At 54.8% G+C, this 20,434-nt stretch carries 21 protein-coding genes and 1 pseudogene; 4 read left to right on the top strand and 18 right to left on the bottom strand.

Annotated features, from left to right (window positions below; all coding sequences use genetic code 11):
• Positions 1 to 377 precede the first annotated feature (377 nt).
• The 6 genes from ET33_RS34105 to ET33_RS34080 form a co-directional block, all read right to left on the bottom strand.
• Entirely contained in the window at positions 378 to 1,238 is an 861-nt protein-coding gene (locus ET33_RS34105) for an inositol monophosphatase family protein (protein WP_036693132.1), read from the bottom strand.
• A gap of 225 nt (positions 1,239 to 1,463) precedes the next feature.
• Complete coding sequence (fabI, locus tag ET33_RS34100; protein WP_036693128.1) at positions 1,464 to 2,231, bottom strand: enoyl-ACP reductase FabI; 768 nt, start codon at positions 2,229 to 2,231, stop codon at positions 1,464 to 1,466.
• Between the two features lie 105 nt (positions 2,232 to 2,336).
• A complete protein-coding gene (uvsE, locus tag ET33_RS34095; RefSeq protein ID WP_036693126.1) occupies positions 2,337 to 3,329 on the bottom strand; it encodes a UV DNA damage repair endonuclease UvsE in 993 nt (330 codons plus the stop codon).
• 150 nt (positions 3,330 to 3,479) lie between these two features.
• Positions 3,480 to 3,797, bottom strand: a complete 318-nt coding sequence (locus tag ET33_RS34090) for a hypothetical protein (RefSeq protein ID WP_036693124.1) — start codon at positions 3,795 to 3,797, stop codon at positions 3,480 to 3,482.
• Positions 3,798 to 3,887: 90 nt separating this feature from the next.
• Positions 3,888 to 5,024 (bottom strand): D-alanine--D-alanine ligase, encoded by a 1,137-nt coding sequence (locus ET33_RS34085; RefSeq protein ID WP_036693121.1) that lies wholly within the window; start codon positions 5,022 to 5,024, stop codon positions 3,888 to 3,890.
• A 117-nt stretch (positions 5,025 to 5,141) separates the two neighbouring features.
• Positions 5,142 to 6,164: an amidase domain-containing protein gene (locus tag ET33_RS34080; RefSeq protein WP_036693118.1), complete on the bottom strand. Its 1,023-nt coding sequence runs from the start codon at positions 6,162 to 6,164 to the stop codon at positions 5,142 to 5,144.
• Between the two features lie 235 nt (positions 6,165 to 6,399).
• On the opposite strand from ET33_RS34080, the gene acnA reads away from it, so the two are divergent.
• Positions 6,400 to 9,105, top strand: a complete 2,706-nt coding sequence (gene acnA / locus ET33_RS34075) for an aconitate hydratase AcnA (RefSeq protein ID WP_036693115.1) — start codon at positions 6,400 to 6,402, stop codon at positions 9,103 to 9,105.
• Between the two features lie 85 nt (positions 9,106 to 9,190).
• Here the strand turns inward: acnA and ET33_RS34070 are convergent, their stop codons facing one another.
• Positions 9,191 to 9,937: an IclR family transcriptional regulator gene (locus ET33_RS34070; RefSeq protein WP_036693113.1), complete on the bottom strand. Its 747-nt coding sequence runs from the start codon at positions 9,935 to 9,937 to the stop codon at positions 9,191 to 9,193.
• Between the two features lie 374 nt (positions 9,938 to 10,311).
• Between ET33_RS34070 and ET33_RS34065 the strand changes: the two genes are divergently transcribed.
• Both ET33_RS34065 and ET33_RS34060 read left to right on the top strand, forming a co-directional pair.
• Positions 10,312 to 11,334: an alpha/beta hydrolase gene (locus ET33_RS34065; RefSeq protein ID WP_036693111.1), complete on the top strand. Its 1,023-nt coding sequence runs from the start codon at positions 10,312 to 10,314 to the stop codon at positions 11,332 to 11,334.
• Between the two features lie 99 nt (positions 11,335 to 11,433).
• On the top strand, positions 11,434 to 12,675 hold the full coding sequence (locus ET33_RS34060; RefSeq protein WP_036693108.1) for a Fe-Mn family superoxide dismutase: 1,242 nt from the start codon (positions 11,434 to 11,436) through the stop codon (positions 12,673 to 12,675).
• Positions 12,676 to 12,786: 111 nt separating this feature from the next.
• Here the strand turns inward: ET33_RS34060 and ET33_RS39085 are convergent.
• From ET33_RS39085 to ET33_RS40780, 11 genes and pseudogenes are all read right to left on the bottom strand, one after another.
• Positions 12,787 to 12,912: pseudogene (locus ET33_RS39085) on the bottom strand (DUF5360 family protein); the annotation flags it as partial.
• A complete protein-coding gene (locus tag ET33_RS34055; RefSeq protein ID WP_036693104.1) occupies positions 12,913 to 13,296 on the bottom strand; it encodes a DMT family transporter in 384 nt (127 codons plus the stop codon). It abuts the pseudogene before it with no gap.
• Positions 13,297 to 13,385: 89 nt separating this feature from the next.
• Positions 13,386 to 13,976 (bottom strand): GTP cyclohydrolase I FolE, encoded by a 591-nt coding sequence (gene folE / locus ET33_RS34050; protein WP_036693101.1) that lies wholly within the window; start codon positions 13,974 to 13,976, stop codon positions 13,386 to 13,388.
• A 78-nt stretch (positions 13,977 to 14,054) separates the two neighbouring features.
• Positions 14,055 to 14,270 carry a YneF family protein gene (locus tag ET33_RS34045; protein WP_036693098.1) on the bottom strand — a complete coding sequence of 72 codons (216 nt, stop codon included), beginning with the start codon at positions 14,268 to 14,270 and terminating at the stop codon, positions 14,055 to 14,057.
• Between the two features lie 83 nt (positions 14,271 to 14,353).
• Complete coding sequence (locus ET33_RS34040) at positions 14,354 to 15,382, bottom strand: HD-GYP domain-containing protein (protein ID WP_036693095.1); 1,029 nt, start codon at positions 15,380 to 15,382, stop codon at positions 14,354 to 14,356.
• Positions 15,379 to 15,912, bottom strand: coding sequence for a methylated-DNA--[protein]-cysteine S-methyltransferase (locus ET33_RS34035; RefSeq protein ID WP_036693092.1), 534 nt, complete (start codon positions 15,910 to 15,912; stop codon positions 15,379 to 15,381). Before ET33_RS34035 ends, ET33_RS34040 begins: the two co-directional genes overlap by 4 nt.
• On the bottom strand, positions 15,893 to 17,143 hold the full coding sequence (gene queG / locus ET33_RS34030) for a tRNA epoxyqueuosine(34) reductase QueG (protein ID WP_081890630.1): 1,251 nt from the start codon (positions 17,141 to 17,143) through the stop codon (positions 15,893 to 15,895). Before queG ends, ET33_RS34035 begins: the two co-directional genes overlap by 20 nt.
• Positions 17,143 to 17,739: a signal peptidase I gene (gene lepB / locus ET33_RS34025; protein WP_036693086.1), complete on the bottom strand. Its 597-nt coding sequence runs from the start codon at positions 17,737 to 17,739 to the stop codon at positions 17,143 to 17,145. Before lepB ends, queG begins: the two co-directional genes overlap by 1 nt.
• 3 nt (positions 17,740 to 17,742) lie before the next feature.
• Entirely contained in the window at positions 17,743 to 18,294 is a 552-nt protein-coding gene (locus ET33_RS34020) for a DUF402 domain-containing protein (protein WP_036693082.1), read from the bottom strand.
• Between the two features lie 188 nt (positions 18,295 to 18,482).
• Entirely contained in the window at positions 18,483 to 18,920 is a 438-nt protein-coding gene (locus tag ET33_RS34015; RefSeq protein ID WP_036693078.1) for a GNAT family N-acetyltransferase, read from the bottom strand.
• 263 nt (positions 18,921 to 19,183) lie between these two features.
• On the bottom strand, positions 19,184 to 19,747 hold the full coding sequence (locus ET33_RS40780) for an S-layer homology domain-containing protein (RefSeq protein ID WP_407668134.1): 564 nt from the start codon (positions 19,745 to 19,747) through the stop codon (positions 19,184 to 19,186).
• Between the two features lie 415 nt (positions 19,748 to 20,162).
• Between ET33_RS40780 and ET33_RS40775 the strand changes: the two genes are divergently transcribed.
• Positions 20,163 to 20,434: S-layer homology domain-containing protein (locus ET33_RS40775; protein WP_407668133.1), on the top strand; the 272-nt coding region annotated here is incomplete at its 3' end.

The following is a 20,434-nucleotide window of genomic DNA, read 5'->3' as shown; positions in this document are numbered from 1 at the left end:
TGAGCCAGGATCAAACTCTCCATTAAAGAAAAGCTGATTAAAGCTCAAAATTTACTACTGACGAGAATTTTCATTCTCTTTATGACACTCACTCGATGTTCAGTTTTCAAAGGGCAATTTCATTCGTCATCTTTCGACTCCGTTTTACACCCCGTCGAAAGCGACCTCTTTAATATACCACATCTTCAACCTGTAATGCAAGTACTTTTTTTAAAGTTTTTTTTCGAAACTCTTCAAAAGCTTGTCCTGCACCAGTTTGCGATGCCCCAGCTCACGGCCGGAAGACTAATATACCATGGCTCAAATCGAAAATCAACCCCTCTGCAAAAAAAGATACAAACCAGCGCTGGTTTGTATCTCATGTGCAAAATATCGCTTTAAATACCGGTGGCCGAAGCTTCCGACAGCTCCTGCTGGATTTCGTCGTGAATATGACCATTCGTGGCCAGAACATCGCGGACATGCAAGCTGTACGGCTTGCCCTCCGTATCTGTAACCTTGCCGCCCGACTCGGAAATAAGCAGCGCTCCGGCAGCCATATCCCAAGAATTTAATCCGATTTCCCAAAATCCGCTCAAGCGTCCTGCAGCTACATAGGCCATATGCAAAGCAGCAGATCCCGCCACGCGGAGATTTCTTACTTTAGGAGCCAACGCTTGAACGCCGCGCATATTTACTGGCAGGGCACCTGCCCGATCCGCCGGGAATCCGGTAGCAACCAGACTGTCAAGAAGCTTCGTTTCGGAAGAAACTTGCATACGCTTACCTTTGAGATAAGCGCCTTTTCCTTTCTCAGCGACATACAATTCGTTATGAACGGGATTGTAAACAACGCCTACAATGACCTCGCCTTTATGCGCAAGCGCCAGCGATATGGAGAAAAAGGGAAAGCCGTGTACGAAATTCGTCGTGCCGTCCAACGGATCGACGATCCACAAATATTCGGCGTCGCTCAGTTGCTCCAGCGCTCGCTTGGAAGCGTCCGGACCGGGAGCGACTCCTTCTTCGCCCAAAACAACGTGATGTGGAAAATGCGTCTGTATCAAATTGCGAATCATCGTTTCAGCGCCCTTATCGACTTCCGTGACAAGATCGTGGGACGAATATTTGGTTTGCAGCTTGTTGAAGTCTCCAAGTTTGCTTTGAATCCATTCTCCCGCTTTGGAAGCGATATTAATTGCGACCGCGGTAAAGCTTTTGCTGCCGACAGCAAAGGAGGGGATGTTGGAATTGGTCATTACTAATCATTCCTTTTCTATATCAATAAATAGAAGTCTTTTTCAATCCTAGTGACATGGCAACAGATCGAATAGTATCAGTATAGTTAATATACGTAAAATATGCTACGGAGTTTCGTCTAACAGGCAGTCAAATGTGACAAAACCTTGATTTTCCCAAAAACTCTAATTTATACAAGAAAACCACCCGCCGATATGACGGATGGCTGTATTATAACTGGAGGATTAAACGCCGACAATATGGTAACCGCCGTCGACATAAATCACTTCTCCCGTAATCCCGCGGGATAGATGGCTCATTAAGAAGAGAGCCGTATCTCCAACCTCGGCGGTTTCGGTCGTGCGGCGAAGGGGTGCTTTTTCCTCGACGGTTTTCAAGATGGAATTGAAGTCTTTGATGCCTTTGGCTGCGAGGGTGCGGATCGGGCCTGCCGATATGGCGTTCACGCGGATGTTATATTGGCCGAGGTCGTTGGCTAAATAACGTACACTGGCTTCGAGGGCCGCTTTGGCGATGCCCATGACGTTATAGTTTTTCAAAGCCCGTTCGGCGCCCAAATAAGTCATGGTCATAATGCTACCGCCTTCGGTCATAAGCGGGTAAAGCTTCTGGGCCACGGCCACCAGGGAGTACGCGCTTATATCATGAGCTAGTGCAAAGCCGTCTCGCGACGTATTGACGAACAGCCCTTCCAGCTCCTCCGTGCGCGCAAAAGCGATGCTGTGCACAATGCCGTGCAGGACGCCAAACTGTTCTTTCAGGGCTCCTGCCAGCTTCTCGATATCTTCATCCGAAGTGACGTTGCATGGGAGAACGACGGAGTTCGGAATCGTATCGGCCAGCTTCCGCACCCGCTCCTCGACTCGTTCGCTTTCATATGTAAAAACAAGTCTTGCACCGTGGCTCGCCAAAGATTGCGCAATCGCCCAAGCAATGCTGCGGTCGTTAGCGACCCCCATGACCAATATGTTTTTGCCGGCAACCAAGTTCATATCCAACAGTTCCCCTCTCATCCATAAAATAGAGTTAGGACAACTTTCTCCCTTCTCAACGTACTTCATTTAAAGGAAGATTTCAAGCGTTCGGATATGCCGGACTTACAGCTCAAACGAGGCTTGGGACAACACCGTAATCCCTTCTTCCTGACGGATCGCTTCCATAAGGCGGAACAGCGCTTCGTCTTTCCTTTTTGCCTCAAGCATGATATCGATCCGCGGCGTTGTCGAGGCGATGGCGCGCAAAAAAAGCATGAGAATGCCGGTATCGATGAAATCGGCATGGCTACGGGGGTCTTTTTCGCTTTTCGGGCTGGAGACATGAATTTTGGGCGGCAATTCGTGGGGAGAAGCTGCGGTATCCGCCTGTGCCTTCTGACCTTGCCATGTCTGCCGAATGCGCGGCCATAGCTCTTCCGCCGTTTCTTCACTCCGGTTCACTTGGTCGTGATGAATGTCAAGCACCATCGGAACGCCGACCTCTTCGCATACCTCCAAGGTTTCGAGGGCGTTAAACGTCTTGTCGTCATTCTCCAGCGTCATCCGCTCCCGAATCCGTTCCTCTAAAGCATCGAAATTGCGGATGAACCGTTCTCTTGCCGTTGTCTTATTGCCGTACGTTCCCCCAATATGAATGTTGCACTTGGCCGACGCGTCCAGTCCCATCGCTTCCAGCATGCGGACATGACGATCCAGATCGGCGAAAGAGTGCCGCAGCACCTCCTCCCGCGGAGTGCTTAATACCGTAAAATGATCGGGGTGAAAGCTAATTCGCATCCGGTGCCCTCTAGCATAGCTACCGATTTCCGCAAACGGTTCCGCCAGAACTTCCATCGGGTCCCAATCGCTAAGCATCTCGTGGCCGGCTAAGGGAATCAGCTTGGAGGAGCAGCGGTAAAGCTCGATGTCATGCGCCCGATTATGCTTAAGCAGCCGTAGCGTGTTGTGAAGATTCTCGGCAGCAATCCGTTCCAGCTTGCGCAGCGCCGCTCCCCGGTCGTCAAGCTTGGCGAAGTTGGTATACGTCATCGTTTTGGAAGGCGAGGCATTCTGAACAATCATGGACATCGCTACGTAACCAAGACGAACGATCATGCTATATACACACTCCCGATAGTCAGCTACTCCATAGCCTGTCCTAGAAACAAAAAAGCACCCTCTTCCATGTCTGGAAAAGGATGCTTCCTTCTGGGTTAAAACGCCGCAATGCCGCAATATAATGTAGGGGCTAGCCGAATTGACAGTTTACACCCGTTCACCGAAAAACATTTCGTGAGCCAACGACGTCTGGATGCGCGCTTCCTCTTCGTTCAGCTTGCGAACCAGCTCCATCTCGACCTGCGTCACTTCTTCGCCCTGAAAATTAATTTCGGCGATAGAGGCCAAAATTTTGACGATGGCAATGGCTTGGTTATCCGGCGTAAAGGCGATAACTTTCTGTCCGGTGGGAAATACGCGGAATCCGCTTTTCACCATTTTGCCGCGGCCGTATTCCAGCAGCTCGAACAGCTCTTGCTCGGATTTGAACTTGCAAACGGAATTAAACTCGGTTTGAAATCCCATGAATTCGCTCCTTTCAGCCGTTTTTTAGCTTAAGCATATCGAATCTAGGAAGACAAAAGCAAGTCCCGCGGTTGGGATCTATGCCGAACATTAGTCCAAGGTATACTCCAAGCGCTGCTTCTCGGCATGACGCTCCAACGCAAGACGAATCAAGTCGTCGATCAGCTCGCCGTAAGGCTTCCCGCTCTCGCGCCACAGCAGCGGATACATGCTGTAAGGAGTGAAGCCAGGCATGGTGTTTATTTCATTAATGAAGATTTTGTTGTCTTCTTTCCTTAGGAAGAAATCGACGCGGGATAAGCCCGAACCGTCGATAGCCGTAAAAGCCCGAACAGCGAGCTCCCTGATTTCTTCCGCCGTCTCTTGCGGAATTTCCGCCGGAATAATCATGGACGAGGTGCCGTCGACATATTTGGCCTTGTAATCGTAAAACTCGCTCGAAGATACGATCTCGCCGACAACGGAGGCTTGCGGCTCGTCGTTGCCGAGCACCGCCACTTCGACCTCGCGGGCATTGACGAACTCTTCGACAATGACCTTGCGGTCGTAACGAAACGCTTGATTGACGGCGGCAAGCAGCTCTTCGCGGTTGCGCGCTTTGCTTACGCCGACGCTCGATCCGAGATTGGCCGGCTTGACGAAGCAGGGATACCCGATCGAGATTTCAATTTCCATCAGGAAATAGGCGTTGTCTTTTTCCCACTGATTTTTCGAGAAATGGCGGAAGATGCATTGCGGCAGACCTTCCTGAGCGAATATTTTTTTCATGGCGATTTTGTCCATGCCTACGGACGAAGCCAGTACACCTGCGCCTACATAGGCGATGTTCGCCATTTCAAGCAGCCCTTGAATGGTGCCGTCTTCGCCGAACGTACCGTGCAGCAAAGGAAAGACGACATCCAGCGGAGCAGACGGCGCAGAAGCGCCCGACACCTTTATCGCCGCGTCGGTGTCGGTTGAAGCCGGTTGGGCGGCAAAAAACGGCTGAAGGGCAAACCCTCCCGAAGATTCGGACGAGCCATCGAATGCAAGTGCTTCGACCGATTCGGCCGGCGCCGTAAGCTGCGGTCCCGAATGCCACTCCCCTTGCTTGGTTATGTAAAACGGCTGCACCTCGTATTTATTTAAGTCGAATGCTTTGATGACGGCCAGTGCCGTTTGGAGCGAGACTTCATGCTCCCCGGATTTGCCGCCGTAAATCAAGCCTATACGTATTTTGTCGCTCATAGAAACCTCCGGAAGTATGTTGATCCAAGCCGTCTAAAATCATGAAAAAGCGGGCTCCGTGCATGGCCGACGGCAGAAAAGCGAAGCCTAAGCTACGCACAGCTAAATTCGGAAAGATTAAAAGGAATCGGATAAATGCAGGAAACGGTAGCGCGTTCGCTCTGTCCAAGCCGGGGAATCCGTATAGCTCCAGTACCGATGCTTACTGTTGATCGTCTGAGCATTGACAAGCGGCATGCCGCTTGGGTCCTTGGCGGTAACAATGGTGGTATGCTGATACCGGCCGTCGCCATCCCAATCATAGCTGATGACATCGCCCAAATCGAGCTGTTGCGGATTCGCCACTTCTTGGGCCCGAAGCCCTCTGCGACTCGTCAGCAGATGGAACTGCAGACTTTCGGCTACGGCCCAACTGAAGCTCCAGTGCTCCTGACCGCCGACCCGGCCTTTGTACCACCAGCCCGAATCCCTTTTACCAGTATAGTTCATAGGCGCTCCGCCTGCAAAGATGCATTGGGACACGTAATTGCTGCAGTTAACCTCAAAAGCAAGGTAGGCCGGATTCGCATTGTCCCACCATTCATCTGCGTAACGTGCAGCTTCGAGTCGGTTGTAAGGGGTGCGAGCGGCGGCTTGCTGGAATTGGGAAATGATTTGAGTATTCAAATACGGTACGGAAGGGGTACGCATTAACCCGACGGCGGCAAACGAATCCTCCGCCTGCATAATCCCGCCCGCAATCGAAGGTTTTAAACGTAAAGCCTGCTCCGTTTGAAGATATTCGATATGTACAACGGACCAGCCGTCCGACGCCGGGGAAAGGATGATCCGTTCCTGCTCGATCCGCTGCTCTTCATAGAGGACCCGACGAATCTCGCCGACGGTCGTCCGTCTGAGGGTGATGTCGGCTACGATGCTGTCTCCGCGCTCCGCCACTTGATCGACGGTGAGCCGGGTTTCGCTTTTGGTCGGTACGAATTGCCGCTGACGGTCGATGTCCGCCCGCCGGGCAAGCCTCTCGGTCTGCGCGCTCAAATACGCAGCATCCTCCACAAAGGGCAGCATCGGTTCCACGGAATAATCGATGTCCATTTGATTGCGATGATGTACATAATCGTAGAGGGTCGTTTTCCAAGACACGGCATCGGTCCCCTTTCATCGGAAGCCTGTACGGCTAAGATCGATTTATTTCAACAGGACAGAAAACATTCATTCCCATGGTATGCGTGCCGCTGTATAAAAATGAGCGAAATCTACCTTTACGAAAAGGCCTTTCAGCATGTATACTATAGCTATGGCTAATAATGAAATCAAGTTTCATACAATGAAACAAGATCCATGCAGCTGATTACTTGTCTTAAGGAGGAATAGCACCATGTCTAAAAAAGACCAATTCTCGGTCCGCAAGCAGCTGAATGTTGGCGGTCAATCGTACAACTACTACAGCCTGCAGGCGTTTGAAGCGCAAGGCAACGGCCATGTACAAAATCTGCCTTTCTCCATTAAAGTTCTGCTTGAAGCGGCTATCCGTCAATTCGACGGCAAGGCGATCACGGCAGAGCACGTTAAACAAATCGCCGGCTGGGCTTCCGAACGCGATGCCAACAAAGAAATTCCGTTCATTCCGGCACGGATCGTGCTGCAGGACTTCACCGGCGTACCAGTCGTCGTCGACTTGGCAGCCATGAGAGATACGATGAAACGGGCGGGCGGCGACCCGAAACGGATCAACCCGCTTGTTCCGGTCGACCTCGTTATCGACCACTCGGTTATGGTTGATGCTTTCGGTTCCCCGGACGCACTCGAATATAACGAACGCATCGAATTCGAGCGCAACGAAGAGCGCTACCGCTTCCTGCGCTGGGCGCAAACGGCGTTTGACAACTTCCGCGCCGTGCCGCCGGATACCGGTATCGTTCACCAAGTTAACCTTGAGTACCTCGCATCCGTCGCAGCTACGAAAACCGTTGACGGCGAAACGGAAGTTTATCCGGATTCCCTCGTCGGTACGGACTCCCATACGACGATGATCAACGGTCTGGGTATCGTGGGCTGGGGCGTCGGCGGTATCGAGGCTGAAGCAGGCATGCTGGGCCAACCGCTGTATTTCGTAACGCCGGAAGTTATCGGATTCAAGCTGACCGGTACGCTGGCGGAAGGCGCTACGGCAACCGACCTCGCGCTGACCGTAACCCAAATGCTGCGCAAAAAAGGCGTTGTCGGCAAGTTCGTCGAATTCTACGGCCCAGGCCTGAGCAACATCAGCTTGGCAGACCGTGCGACGGTAGCGAACATGGCTCCGGAATACGGCGCAACGATCGGCTTCTTCCCGGTTGACTCCGAGTCCTTGAACTACATGAGAGGCACGGGCCGCAACGAAGAGCAAATCGCGCTTGTCGAAGCTTACTATAAAGAGCAAGGCATGTTCCGCACCGACGCAACGCCGGATCCGGTGTTCAGCGATACGCTAGAGCTTGACCTCGGTTCGGTCGTTCCGAGCTTGGCCGGTCCGAAGCGTCCGCAAGACCGCGTCGAACTGACGAACATGAAGGAATCGTTCAACAGCATCATTCGCACTCCGATCGAAAAAGGCGGCTACGGCCTGTCCGACGAGAAAATCGCGGAAACGGTCGAAGTGAATCATCCGAACAACGAAACGAGCAAAATGGGCACAGGCGCCGTCGTCATCGCAGCGATCACTTCCTGTACCAATACGTCTAACCCAAGTGTTATGCTGGGCGCCGGTCTCGTTGCGAAAAAAGCGGTAGCTCTCGGCCTCAGAAAACCGGGCTACGTCAAAAGCAGCTTGACGCCGGGCTCCCTGGTCGTTACCGACTACCTGAAAAAAGCCGGTTTGCTCGAATCGCTCGAAGCGCTCGGCTTCCACGTCGCCGGCTACGGCTGCGCAACGTGTATCGGTAACTCCGGTCCGCTGCCGGACGAAGTAAGCAAAGCGATTGCCGACAACGATATGACCGTTGCTGCCGTACTTTCCGGTAACCGGAACTTCGAAGGCCGCGTTCACGCCCAAGTGAAAGCCAACTACCTGGCTTCGCCGCCGCTTGTCGTCGCTTACGCTTTGGCCGGTACGGTCAACATCGATCTGGCGAACGATCCGATCGGCTACAACCAAAAGAACGAGCCGGTTTACCTGAAAGACATCTGGCCGACATCGCAGGAGATTCAAGAAGCGATCCAATCCGCAATGAGCCCTGCGCTGTACCGTGAAAAATATGCCAACGTATTCCGTTCCAACGAACGCTTCAACGCGATCAAGGTACCGGAAGGCGAGCTGTACGAATGGCCGACTTCCACGTATATCGCGAACCCGCCGTTCTTCGAGAACCTGGGCGCCGGACTGTCGGACATTGCGGATATCCGCGGAGCTAAGACGCTTGCGCTGCTCGGCGATTCCGTCACGACGGACCATATCTCGCCTGCGGGTAACATCAAGGTCGACAGCCCTGCCGGCAAATACTTGATCGAGCATGGCGTGAAGAAAGAAGACTTCAACTCCTACGGTTCCCGCCGTGGTAACCACGATGTCATGATGCGCGGTACGTTTGCGAACATCCGTATCCGCAACCAAGTGGCACCGGGCACTGAGGGTGGCGTAACGACTTACCTGCCGACCGGCGAAGTCATGTCCATCTACGATGCTTCGATGAAGTATCAAGAGCAAGGCACGAACCTCGTCGTTATCGCCGGCAAAGAATACGGCACAGGCAGCTCCCGCGACTGGGCGGCAAAAGGAACGTTCCTGCTCGGCGTGAAAGCCGTCATCGCGGAAAGCTTCGAGCGGATTCACCGTTCCAACCTGGTTGGCATGGGCGTGCTTCCGCTGCAATTCTCGGAAGGTCAAAGCTGGACATCGCTCGGCTTGACCGGCAGAGAAGCGTTCGACATTACAGGTCTGAGCAACGACGTGCAGCCGGGTCAAAAAGTATCCGTCAACGTCACTCGCGAAGATGGCTCGAGCTTCAGCTTCGAAGCTATCGTCCGTCTGGACAGCTACGTGGATGTCGATTACTACCGTAACGGCGGTATTCTGCAAACCGTCCTGCGTCAAATCATGGTGTAAGACGAAGTTTATAAAAAAGGAAGCCCCAGTCCTCCTCGTGAGGTCCTGGGGCTTCCTTTTTTGCTAGATGAAGCGGCTCTGCCGATTACTTCAGCATCTTGCCCATTCTACGGGCGGCCTCCATCAAGGCAGGCGCGTGTTCCTTCATCTTCTTGAGCGTCAGCCGGTTGGCCGGCCCCGACACCGCGAGAGCGGCAACCAGCCGCTGGGCGCGGCCGAAGATTGGCGCCGCCACCGCCGCAGCGCCGGGTTCGCGCTCCTCGACGCTGGTGGCGTAGCCCAGCGCCTTCACTTCCTCCAGCTGCTGCAAATAAGCAGCTGGCAGCACCGCCGTCGGCCAGGACGGATCGCGCAGCAGCAGCTGCTGCTCGTCCGGATCGGCGAAGGCGACGAGGATCTTGCTCGACGCGCCGACGGACAGCGGCAGTCTCGCCCCGATCGGAGCAACCCGGCGGATCGCCTGGTTGCTCTGAACCGCCTGCACGCGGACGCGCTCCATGCCGTCGCGCACGTACAGGCTGACGGTCTCACCGACTTGATCGCGCAGCCGTTCCATCTCCGGCAGCACGATCAGCGCCGGATCGTCGCTGTGTGTCAAATTGGCGCTCAGCTCCCAGATGCGAAAGCCGAGACGGTACCGCTCCGAGGCCGGATCGCGGATGATGAAGCCTTTGCCTTCCAGCGAAGCCAACAGCCGGTGGACCGTGCTTTTATGCAGCCCGACTTTTGCAGAAATTTCCGTTAAGTTCAAATCTTCCGCTTCCGTAAAGCAAAGCAATATATCCAGAGCCCGTTCGACGGCGCGAACGGTTAGTTTGCCATCTTCGACCATATTCCCACTCCCCGAAAATCTGTTTCACTGGTTGAAATCTATTATAGCCGATTTCCGCTCGTTTTCCTATATGAAGGTCGTTCCTTCTTCGATAAAATATTGTTTTTCCAGTAGTTGTAACAAACGATGTTACAGGGAGATTACAGAAAGTTTACATTTTTCGCGCAATATTGACGCCCGGCCATTCTCCCTATACTATAAAAATATAAGGATCTTACAAGCCTCGAATCTTCGGATCTGACCGCAAATGGATATCGCAAGTTTTTCCCTCCGACCGTCGGATAAAAAGCTCGCGTTTTCAAATCGTTATCAGAGCCGTATCCGACGTCATCCGTCAAAGGAAGTCATCTTAGTTTCAATGGGAGGGATCCGGCATGGAAACCAATTCTTATTCACCCGTACCTTTAAACACCACTACGGTTGAAAGCGCTATCAAACGTACTACCTTCCTCAGAAGGCACCGGGGTCTGCTTCTCGCTCTGCTGTCCGTTCTGCTTCTGCTGTTCAGCTTAACGATGGCCTTTCACGCTTATATTGCCTGGACGCTGGCCCGGCCGCATATCGATCCGCTGCGCTCGAATCCTGCCATTGCCTTCGGCGCCGCTTACGAGGACGTACAATTTCCAAGTCTGAATGCCTCCTCCAACCTATCCGGCTGGTACATCCCGTCGAGCACGGGAACGGCAGCTGCCCGGCAAACGGTTGTGTTCTCGCACGGCTACGGCGGGAACCGCGAAGAAATCTGGGTACCCATCTACGATTTGGCTAAGGCAGCCCATGATATGGGCTACAACGTGCTGATGTTCGATTACGGCTACGTCCAGCCTCAGTGGAACGTGACAGGCGGTTTGCGCGAATCGCAAGAGCTTCTGGGCGCCGTCAAGTACGCGAAAGACCGGGGAGCCGAAAAAGTGTTCGTCTGGGGCTTCTCGATGGGAGCCGGAACGGCTCTGCAGGCCGCGCTGCAAACGAAAGATATCGACGGAATGATTCTCGACAGCACCTTCGTGCTCGAACCGGACACCCTGTACCATAACATGAAGCAAGCGGCGAATTTGCCAAAGTTTTCTCAAAGCCTCGTGCATATGTTTTTCCCGCTGATCAATGGGGTCAGCTTGAACCAAGTGCCTTATGACAAAGTGAAAGAGACGCAGTATTCGATGCCGATTTTCTTCATCCACGGCAAGAAAGATTTGCGGGCCCCGTACGAAATGGCGGAAGGTATCTTCCAGAAGCAAAAAGCGGGCTCCGGCTCCGAGCTGTGGCTGCTCGAGAATGACGGGCACGAGCTGATCTACCGCGCTCACAGCAAAAGCTATCTGCAGATGACGACGGGCTTCCTCCGTACGTTGTCCTCCGCTCCGGCACAACCGCAGAAGTATAATAAAGCCCGTTAGATAAATAAAACATAGCTGTCCCCCTCCCCGAATACAATATTCGTGTACCGTCCGGCCGCGAAAGCCGGATGAAGCCGAACGACGGGGAGGTTTTTGCGTATGCTGTACGTTTACGGTTCCCTGATGCCGCTCAGGGTGTTGGAGGAGATCCGGTTTTGGAAAATGCAGGAGAGGGAACATACGGTCGTCATCCGCGAATTGGTTCCAACGCTCGAACCGGAATACGCCGCACTGCTGCACCAATGGGAAGGCGTCCTTGCGCAGACGGAAGTGGCCAGCCAGCAATGGATCGAAGCCGTGCTGCGGGCCAAGCCCCCGGTCAGTCCATATATGGCCGCCAAAATTAACGAGCTGCTCTATACGTCCATTGCCCAGTCGCAGGAATTTGTCCGCCAGTTATTTCTCATTCTGGAACGCAGCCGACCCGTTCGGGCGAATCCGGTCGTCCAAACCGTATTCTTGCACATCATCCGCGAATCCGAATATTTCCTTGGGGTTCTTCACGCAGCCCAAAGCTCGGAAAGCTATGAAGACCCTCGCGACGAGGAAGTCGGAGATACAGCCGCGGAGAAACGGTCTCCGGGCGAAGAGCAAGCACACATCCACTTATGGCGCGGCGAAAGCGAATCGTCTCCCATCGATCTGAATCAACTAACGGCTACCCAAGAAGGCACCTGGACAGGCAGCGACCGGCCTCAAGCCCCCTTTTCCAAGCCGGTACCGATCGGAGGCCATAAGCTGCCGCCTCTGCCCTACGCCTACAATGCGCTCGAGCCGTATATCGATGCGGAAACGATGCGGCTGCATCATGACAAGCACCATAAAAGCTATGTTGAGGGGCTAAATAAAGCCGAGAACATGCTTGCGCGCGCGAGGGAAACGGGCGACTTTTCGCTGGTTAAGCATTGGGAAAGGGAAGCGGCGTTCAACGGAGCGGGACACTACCTTCATACGATTTTCTGGAATGTGATGAAACCGGGCGGTGGCGGAAAAGCGACGGGACCGATCGCCGCGGAGATTAAAAAGTCGTTCGGCTCTTACGAAGGGTTTCACAAGCAATTCAGCGCAGCGGCGGATAAGGTAGAAGGCGGCGGCTGGGCCATTCTGGTCTGGAGCCCGCGCAGCCACAGGCTGGAAATTTTGCAGGCGGAGAAGCATCAAAACTTGTCGCAATGGGACGTCATCCCGCTGCTTGTGCTGGATGTATGGGAGCACGCGTATTACCTCAAATATAAGAACGAACGGCCCAAATACATTGAAGCTTGGTGGAACACGGTGAATTGGGACCATGTTAACGAACGATTCGCGGCTGCCCGTCATTTGATGTGGCTGCCCTATTGAAACGTAACGAATCCCCGGCTGACAAAAATCCGGTTCGCATGCGAAGTCAAAAGCAAAACATCTGCGAGCCGCGTCGGTCCGGGGATTGCTGCATTCATGTAGGGGCCAGCCGGCCCACGCGCTCCGGCCTTTTCCGTGCAGATACAGGCTGTACAGACCAGTGAGAGAGATGAACAGATCAATGGGCATAAACGACCAGTTCCATGCCACCAGAATCGGGTTGGTGTAGTCGCCTATTTAATCCTGTATCTGCTGCTTTGACCCAGGGGCGCTTTCCGATTGCGCATCGGCCGAGCTTCCGTGAGCCCCTCCGCCCAAGTTCAGTCCGATGACGCCGAGGATGATCAGAACGATAGAACCGGCTTTTAACAGCGACATGGACTCGTTAAAATACAAATACCCAATCACCGCAATCACCGCCGTTCCGAGACCCGACCATATCGCGTAGGCCACGCTCACGTCAATTTGCTTCAGGGAAAAATTGAGCGCGGTAAACGCCAGCAAGTAAAAGACGACCATGAGGATCGAAGGCGTCAGCCGCGTAAAGCCCTGCGAAAATTTCATCGAAATCGTTCCGGCGATTTCGAGGGCAATCGCAGCCCCCAAATACAACCAATACATCTGCACACCCTCTTTTCCTTTTTTGTATGTAGTGTCCGTATCAAACAGTGAAAGAAAAAGGACGCAGGTTCCCCCCGCATCCTCTGTCCCTACTCTTTAATTAGCGATAAAAACTCTGAACGTGAGGCCGCATCCGTACGGAACAGTCCGCGAACGGCGGAGGTCACGGTTTTGCTGCCCGGCTTCTTGACGCCGCGTGCGCACATGCACAGATGCTCGCCCTCGACGACGACCATGCAGCCGTGCGGCTCAAGCTCCGACTCGATGATGTCGGCAATTTCCGACGTAATCCGCTCCTGCACTTGGAGGCGACGGGTGACCGCTTCGACTAGGCGGGCGAACTTGCTCAGCCCGGCAATTTTGCCGCTAGGAATGTATCCGATATGGATTTTGCCGAAGAACGGCGCCATATGATGCTCGCACTGGCTGTAGTAGACGATATCCTTTACAATGACGAGCTCCTCATGCTTCTCATCGAAGGCAACGCCTAAAATATCTTTTACGTCTGCGTCATAGCCTGCAAAAATTTCTTCATACATGCGGGTGACCCGCGCAGGTGTGTCAAGCAGACCTTCACGGTCCGGATCTTCGCCGATCAAGCGCAAAATCTCCCGGATATGATGCTCGACTTGTTCCCGGTTGTCGGCAACACGGCTGTTTTTGTATTCTTTGGCCGGCATGTGTTATCCTCCTCCTGAATTCGTCCGGAGTTTCCATTCCAATATAGAAAGAAAAGCCCGCGACCAGGCTTTTCGGGCTTACGGACGAAACTTTTGTTTCTTCATCATGGTTTGCATTTTTTGCATCTGCTGCTTGTTCAAGTTGTACCCCATTTGCTTGGCCATCTGCTGCAGCATGTCCGGATTGCTCTGCATTTTTTCAATCTGCTTGCGCAAGTACTTCACGCCGATAAAAAAACCGGCCGCGCCTCCGGCAATGAGGGCGATAACCGCGGTAATGACGTAACCCCACATAATCGTACCTTCACCTCAAACGATGGATGTCATTTCTTCATCATAGCATGTCAAAGCCTCGGTTACAAACACCATTTTTCCCTCTACATCAGGACGCTCTCGATAAACACGGTCGTCTGCTTGGCCAGATCGATTTCCTTGACCTCCATATCGTCTCCGCCGCCCTTGACCACACGGATGACCGGCCGGCCCGGCAGCCCCCGGTGCTGACCGACCACGACGCCGGTTTCCCGGGTGGACAGCTTGACCGACGTACCTGTCGGATAAACCGAAACCGTACGCAAAAACTGGATCACGATCTCCCGGTCCAGCTTCTCGCCCGCCAGCACCATCATGCGCTCGCACGCATCGTGCGGCAGCATCCTCCGGCCTTCGGACAAGTCGAACAGCAGGTTGTCATACGTGTCCGCCACGGCAACGATGCGCGCATACAGATGAATTTCATCGCCCGGCAGCTGACGCGGCATGCCTTGTCCGTCCATCGTCTCGTGATGTTGAAAAGCAACGTGCGCAATCAGCAAGCTGAGCTCCCGCTTATGCTTCAATACTTCAAAGCCGCGCCACGTATGATGCTTTCTCGGATCGCCGCTTTCATCGTCCGTCACGAGCTCAAGCTTGCCGACATCATGCAGCAGAGCGCCGACTGCCAGCTCCTTCAATTGCGTCGTCGACAGCCCCATATTGATGCCGATCAGCGTCGACATCATGCAAACGTTGATCGTATGCACGTACATTTCGTTATCGTGCGTCCGGATATCCGACAGCTGCACCAGCACTTCTTTGTTTCTCATAATTTCGTCCAGCAGCGTATCGATGCTTACCCCGATATGCTTCGTGTTGAAATCTTTCCCGGACCGGATCGAATCGAACGTCTCTCCCATCCGCTGCATCACGGCCCGCTTCGTCTCCTCCGAGACGAGATCGGCCAGATCAATATCGTCAAACTGCTGGTCTTTAATATAAATCATCGTCACGCCGATCCGCTTCAGCGTCGTGATCATGAATACGGTTAGCTGCACCCCTTCGGATAGCAGCACCGCCCCGTTCGCGGAAAAAATCGTCCGTCCCAAATATTGCCCAGACTCGACGTTCTCGATATGCACGTATCTCACGCTAGGGCCCCTTTCCCCGAAAAGCCTTCATGCTGAAGCAAAAACGTCTTTATGTGCAGTCCGCCGCCGTAGCCGACCATTGCGCCGCTTGCGCCGATCACGCGATGACAGGGCACGATAACCGGGATCGGATTGCGGTTATTCGCTCCCCCTACGGCGCGCACCGCTTTCGGCGAATCGATCCGGACGGCAACATCTTTATACGACCAGACTTCGCCGAACGGAATATCGGTCAACGCCTTCCAGACTTGAATTTGGAACGGCGTACCGCGCAAATCCAGAGGCAGATCGAACGTCCGCCTCGTACCGGCAAAATAAGCCCGAAGTTGACCGGCCGCCTCGGATAGCGCCCCGGGGTCCCTTACCCAGTCGCCCGTACCGAACCACTTATCGGACCAAGCGCGAAGCTTCGGTTCGGCATCGGCGAACGCGCCGAATTCGATCTGACATAAGCCGCCTTGCGGCTCTGCATTCCAGCCTAGCGTCAATACACCGATCGGTGAATCCATTTCATCGTATCGGATCGCCATCCTGCTCATCCCCCTGTCGCTCTCCCGTAAATTGCGCTCGCGCTTTGCCGATCTCCCGGCGGGCGGCCTCGTCCCGCTCCGTCTCCCAAGCGGCGTCCAGCGCCTCGCGCGCAGTCTCGCCGCCGATGCGGCCAAGCGCCCAGGCCGCCGTACCGCGAATCTCGGGACGCTCGTCCTTCCGCAGCAGCTCCGCGAGCTGCGGCACGCTGCTTGCGTCCCGGAAGTTGCCCAACGCGAGGATCGCGTTGCGCTGGATCGGCTTGCGCCCGCGCCAAGCGGCAGCGCTGTGGCCGAACCGCTCTTTGAACTCGCGGTTCGACATCGACAGCAGCGGCAGCAGCAGCGGTTTGACAACCTCGGGGTCCGGCTGCAGCTCCAGTTGATGCCCGGCGTGAATGCCTTTATTTTTGGGACAGACGATCTGGCACGTATCGCAGCCGTACAGCCGGTTGCCGATCTTGCGCTTCAGCTCGTCGTCCTCGATGAGCCCTTTCGTCTGCGTGAGGAACGAAACGCAGCGCTGCGCGTTAAGCTGCCCTGGGCCGACAAGCGCCCCGGTCGGACAGGAATCGATGCAAAGCGTGCAATCGCCGCAGCTCTCGGTTATCGGCGTATCGGGCGGAAACGGCACGTTCGTAATCAATTCCCCAAGGAATACCCAGGACCCCCACTCCGGGGTAATGACGCAGCAGTTTTTGCCCACCCAGCCGATCCCGGCACGTTCGGCCACCGCCCGGTCGACAAGCGCTCCGGTATCGACCAGACTCGCCGTGCGCGCTCCGGGCACCCGTTCGCGAATCCAAGCTTCCAGCCTTGCAAGCCGGTTGCGCAGCACATGATGGTAGTCCTGCCCCCAAGCGGATCGGGATAAAATGCCCCGGTACGCGCCCGGCTCGGACCGCGGCGCATCCTTCAGCTTCGACGGATATGCCACCGCGATCGAAATGATGGATCGGGGCTCCACAAGTGTTAGGGCCGGGTCCACACGCTTCTCGATATCCGACTCCTCGAAGCCGGATTCGAACCCTTTTTCGCGGTGCCGGATCAAAATGTCCTTCAATTCGACGAACGGGTCGGCGCTGGAAAAGCCGATCTTATCAATACCAAGCTTCGCCGCCTCCGCTTGCAGTTGCTCCTTGAGCTGTCTCCAGTCCGCGGGCTGCAGCTCCTCTGCGCCCGCAAATCGTTCGCTCTGCTGCTCCGTTCCCACCCTGATGCCTTCTTTTTCCATTACAGGCTCCTCCACTTTTGCGGCGGCCATACGATCCATTCCGCCCGCCCGACGACCCGGGTTACCGGAATAGCGCCGAAGGTACGGCTATCGTAGCTGGCATACCGGTGTCGGTTGTCCCCCATGACAAACAGATGGCCTTCGGCAATCGTATAAGGCTCGAAGCGCCCGTCCTCGATGTTGGAATCCGTGTAAGCCTCCTGCGCCTCGCTGCCGTTGACGTAAAGCTTGCCGCCCCGGATATGCACCTCGTCTCCGGCCACCGCTACTACCCGCTTCACCAAAAATGGATGCATCGATTCGCTTCCCGGCGGCTCCTGGATGACCACGACGTCTCCGCGCTTGGGCGGTGTGCCGACGTAACGCATCGTTTTATTGATAAACAGCCATTCGCCCTCTTCCAGCGTAGGCTGCATAGATTCTCCTTTGACTGTGGACAAATGAAACACGAATTGATGCATGAGCACGACCAAGGCCAACGCGAACGCGAACCACTTCATCCAGCCCAGCAGCTCCCGTAAAGGATTGGAGCTAACCGGGCTCTCCGACGGGCTATCGGTCCGTTCGCTTTCGTTGTTACTCAGAGAAAAGCTCACATCCTAACCCTCCGCTCCGCGTTCTCTCCACTGCTCATAATAGGATAGGACCAGCTCGTCCCGAAACGGCGCTTTAGCGCCTTTCACGCGCTCCAGCAGATGCTGCAGGCCCTGCTCGACCTTGCTCTCCACGACGGTGGAATAATGATAGGCGAGCTTGTGCTGCTCGTATTCTTCCCGATCGACGACATGCACATCGCCTGCCGGCATGCGAATCACGTCCAGATCGTAATCGATATAGGTAATGACACGTCCGTTCACATACGGCGGGGAAGCAACGTTGCAGTAGTACCGGACACCGGCGTCCTCGATCAGCGCGACTACGTTAAACCACTGCCCCGGAATAAAAAAAGATACTCCGGGAATGCGGCTGACCCATTCTTTGCCGTCGGCCTCGACGATTTTCGTCTGGCTGTTAATCAGCACCAGCATGGACTCCGCCCGATGGGATTCATGCAGCAGACGTTCCGGCACCAACCAATTCTCAAGCCACATGCGATGCAAGTGCCCATCGTGTTTAAAGCTTTTGATGATATGCGGGGTAAACGTCTCCATGTGGTCCAAACCCTTCTGCCTGCGGTTTTCAACTGACTTTCATGCTTCTTTCTCTTGCTACTAGCATAAACTTATGTTGCACCGCTTTCAAGAGCCGTAATCTTCGAATAAACAAAAAAGCATAGCCGGGAAACCGAGGGGCTCCAGGGTATGCTTGTATGATTCGTTAAGCTTGATTCGGCCCGATGTCAGCCGTTCACAATGCTGAGCCGCTGTGGGAACCGGGAAAAGTCTTCCGCCTGATAGCCGGCTTTCTCGTATACGGGAATAACCACTTCGTTGTGTGAATCGATGGTAACCATGATGCGGCGCACTTTGCGTCCCACAAAGCGCTGGCGAAGGGACTCGATCAAGTTCTGGCCGATTCCTCTGCGCTGATGATCCTGCCCTACGGCAATGCGATAGTAGTAGCCATCCTGGTTATCGATCGTTCCGACGATGACACCGACGATCGCGCCTTCGTCTTCGGTAACAAGGACGAGCTCGCTGTCCCAGGACAACTGCCTGGCGAAAGCCGCCATCGTCTCCTCGTAACATTCCTCTGAAAGCACATTCCTGAAAAGCTCCGTGACTGAAACGTAATCGGACAATTTAAACGTACGAACCAGATACGAACTTACAAGCATGTTAAACTCTCCCCGCCACTCATATGGTAGATAATAAAATACGACAAATAACGCAATATTCCTGCTAATTTTCAAAAAAACGATAAAAAATCTTCATATTTTTTTCAAATCCTCCTGAAAGCGCTTAATTTTAAGCGTTTGCAGAAAGTTTGGTCGTTTATTGTCTGTTCTTTGCAGGTCGTGCAATCTCCGTTCAACGGCGAAAAAGCTCCCCTTCGGCATCCACTGCCTTCGGGGAGCTTTTCCTGTGAGCTGCTTGGGCGTTACTTCTCCATATGGTCTAGGAGCCGGTGCAGAACCGTCACGGCCTGAGCCCGCGTCGCTTGTCTCTGCGGCTCGAAGGAGCCGTCCGGGTTACCTTCCAACAAGCCCAGCCCGGCGGCCTGTCCTACCGAATCCTTGGCCCAGTCGCTGACGGCCTCGCGATCCGTAAATGCCGGTGCGTTCGTCGGCAATTGGGACTTGGCCCCTCGGACATAACCGTACGCGTTCATCAGCATGAGAGCCATTTGCTCGCGGGTGACCGGCGCTTCCGGGGCGAACGCCGTGTCGCTTACCCCGTTCACAAGCTTGGCGGTCAGCGCTTGGGCCAACGCCTCGCGATACCACGCATCGGGCGGCACGTCCTTGAACGGCAGCTCCTTAGCGCCGGGCGGCAGCTTCAGCGTCCGCGCGAGCAGCGCGGCGAACTGAGCCCGCGTCATGGTCGCCTCCGGCGCGAAGGCCGTCTCCGTCATGCCGTCGGCGATCTGCTTGGCCGCCATCCGTTCGATGGTCGTCTTTGCCCAGTGAGCCGCTATATCGTCAAACGTTCGGTTCCATTCCATGACGGCATAGGACGAGAAGTGGCTCAACCGGACTTGAATCGCCCCGTTCTCCGCCTTGCCGCCGACGTATTCCCAGCGTCCGGCCGGAGCGTTATAAACATAAATTCCTGTCTTGGCGGCATCGCCGATCTTGGCTGAGTCATACCGCAGCAGCACCGTCACGTTCTTGTCGAACGCATCGATCGTCCGGCCGCCCGCCTGAAGCGTAAAATCGAATACGGGAGAAGCGAGTCCGGCATAGGACGGTTTGCCGGGAGCCTCCTGCGACATGGTGACAGTTAGCTTAACCGGAGTCGCTGCGCTCTCTATGGCAAAAGCATCCGGCGGAATGGTCAGCAACGCTTGATCGGAACGAACGACGAAAGCCGACCCGGCTTCTGCCGCTTTAAGCCATACCTCACCCGGCAGTTCTACGATGATCTGCTTCAAGGCGCTGTCGGACCGGGCACCGGCGTCGATTGTAACCGGGGCTCCTTCGGCAGCGGCAAGCTGTTCCAGCAGCTTCGCTTTGTCCGGCTTCACGCTCAGAACGGAGCCGGATTCGCTTTTGCCGTCGCCGGAAGCCGCAGGGGCACCGCCCCAGCCGCCCGATGCGTGGTATCGCGAGGCGTTGGCCCAAGCGCTGACCGCCAAGCTTGTGAACGGGGTAAGCGACACGGCGTTCGCCCCGGAAGCGCCGGTCACCCG

Source organism: Paenibacillus tyrphae, from assembly GCF_000722545.1.
In the GTDB taxonomy this organism is placed as follows: domain Bacteria; phylum Bacillota; class Bacilli; order Paenibacillales; family NBRC-103111; genus Paenibacillus_G; species Paenibacillus_G tyrfis.
This window is presented reverse-complemented; position numbering and strand designations above follow the sequence as displayed.